The following is a 1,835-nucleotide window of genomic DNA, read 5'->3' on the forward strand; positions in this document are numbered from 1 at the left end:
TTCCGCAGATCGCCCGCCACGAATTCGCGCTTGAGTTCAAGCCCCACCAGGAAGAAGAAGACCGCTAGGAGCCCATCCGCTGCCCAGGTCCCGACACTCAGTTTGAGGTGCCAGGGCTCATAGCCAAACTCGAAGTCCCGAATGGCAAAGTAACTTTCCGAAGCGGGGGAGTTGGCCCAGACCAGGGCGGCCAAGGCAGCGATCAGCAGCAGTATGCCGCCGACAGTTTCCTTGCGAAGGATCTCGCTGATCCGCAGGTATTCCGGGTAACTGGACCGGTTGAGAATGCTCTTGCCGGGGGGCGGCGTGGGCGTTGAGGGCACGGATGGCTCCTATATGAGTGTGGGCATAACTGTACCTATACCGACCAGACTTCCCGGCTCACCAGGATCTATCGTAGCGGGTTCAGGATCTCCACGCGGGCCTGGCGGCCCTTGGTCGATCACCGGGGGTCGGGCCTGGCGGCCCTTGGTCGATCACCGGTGGGGTGCTCCGGTGGTCGACCAAGAGAGCGCTAACGAACGCGTGGAGACCCGGTGCGGGAGGCACTTAGGCCACGAGGGTACGGATTCCGATCACCAGCGTTGCAGCCCCCAGGATCATCGACGTGCTGATGAGCATGAAATGCACCTTGAGGAACCGTGTTGCCCCGCCGTGCTCATCCTTGGAGCGGGGGTCCTTGAAAATGCGCTTCAGGAACGGCGGCCAAACAATAAGCGTCCAGAGTCCGGCCAGAACAAGGATCAGCGACAGTGGCAGAGGCAGTGACATCAGCGCTTCTCGAGCCAGCTCTTCGCCTGCGTCGCCTGGATGTTCAACGCCTTGCCGATCATGGGCTCGGCCGCATCGGCGATCTTTTTACCCATGAACGGGATCGACGAGGTCACGTTGCCGGTCACCTCGACACGGGTTCCGGTGCCTTCAGCCACCAGCCGCTGCACAGCGTCAACATTGATGGGAACGCCGGCAACCGTCATGGCTACCTTGGCTTCCCGGGATCCGTCTGCCAGCGGGGCGGCCCACTGCTCGATCTGGGTCACTGTGAGGCTGTCGCCCACAAACTTGCGCACAAAGTCCGGCAGCCGCGTGGTGGGAAGGGTGCGCACAGCGGTGAGAGTGAACGCTGAGGAGGTATCGCCGTCGACCGTTAACGACTTCAGTTCGCCGCCCACGTGCTCACTGGTGTGTTTCAGGAATGCCTCGTCGGTGAATACACCGGTTACGGTGGCGACGTCGTAGGGCAGGGTGGTGGAAGCGTTCAGTGCCAAGGTTCCTCCGGGAATGGGGTGATCGGGTTTTGCGTCCTACCTATCCTAAGCCAACCGGGTTGGGCGGCCATGTAGTCTGGAACCACTCCCGGACGTCACAGCATTCGCTGCGAATTTCGGGCTTTTGTGCTGTCTTGCCTGCGTTTGCCGGATGCCCTGTGGAGGAAACTGCAATGACCCTGAACGGACTGCGTACTGCCCTCAGCGAGGATGCATCGTTTGGCCGGGTGCGCGCCAACGCTTCGCGGCCCGTTGCGGACCGCAGTACAGACCTCCAGATTGGCGCTCCCACCGGGTTGCGGGTGGCCTTGCTGGCGGAAATGGTCGACGGCGTGCGCGCGGCGAAGCACGACGGCGCGGCCCCCGTTGTGGTGGCCGTGACCGCCACGGGCCGGGAAGCCGAAGACTTGGCGGCTGCGTTGCGCAGCTACCTGCCGGCGTCGGACATTGAAGAGTTCCCGAGCTGGGAAACGCTGCCACATGAGCGGCTGTCCCCGCGCTCTGACACCGTTGGCCGGCGGCTTTCCGTGCTGCGCAGGCTCGCCCACCCGGGTGATGATCCGGTGC

General features: G+C 63.1%; 3 protein-coding genes and 1 pseudogene. 1 reads left to right on the plus strand and 3 read right to left on the minus strand.

Annotation, left to right across the window (positions count from 1 at the left end; genetic code table 11):
- From Y708_RS27065 to Y708_RS0121325, 3 genes are all read right to left on the minus strand, one after another.
- Nucleotides 1–323 (minus strand): Na+/H+ antiporter NhaA (locus Y708_RS27065; RefSeq protein WP_035777203.1); only part of this gene is annotated, 323 nt, incomplete at its 3' end.
- Between the two features lie 226 nt (nt 324–549).
- On the minus strand, nt 550–771 hold the full coding sequence (locus Y708_RS0121320; RefSeq protein ID WP_028281475.1) for an SCO4848 family membrane protein: 222 nt from the start codon (nt 769–771) through the stop codon (nt 550–552).
- Nucleotides 771–1,268, minus strand: coding sequence for a DUF2505 domain-containing protein (locus Y708_RS0121325; protein ID WP_028281476.1), 498 nt, complete (start codon nt 1,266–1,268; stop codon nt 771–773). The genes Y708_RS0121320 and Y708_RS0121325 overlap by 1 nt, the downstream gene beginning before the upstream one ends.
- A gap of 173 nt (nt 1,269–1,441) precedes the next feature.
- On the opposite strand from Y708_RS0121325, the pseudogene Y708_RS30135 reads away from it, so the two are divergent.
- A pseudogene (locus Y708_RS30135) lies at nt 1,442–1,835 on the plus strand (transcription-repair coupling factor); the annotation flags it as partial.

The sequence above is a fragment of the Arthrobacter sp. H5 genome, from assembly GCF_000520595.1.
Classification (GTDB): domain Bacteria; phylum Actinomycetota; class Actinomycetes; order Actinomycetales; family Micrococcaceae; genus Arthrobacter_D.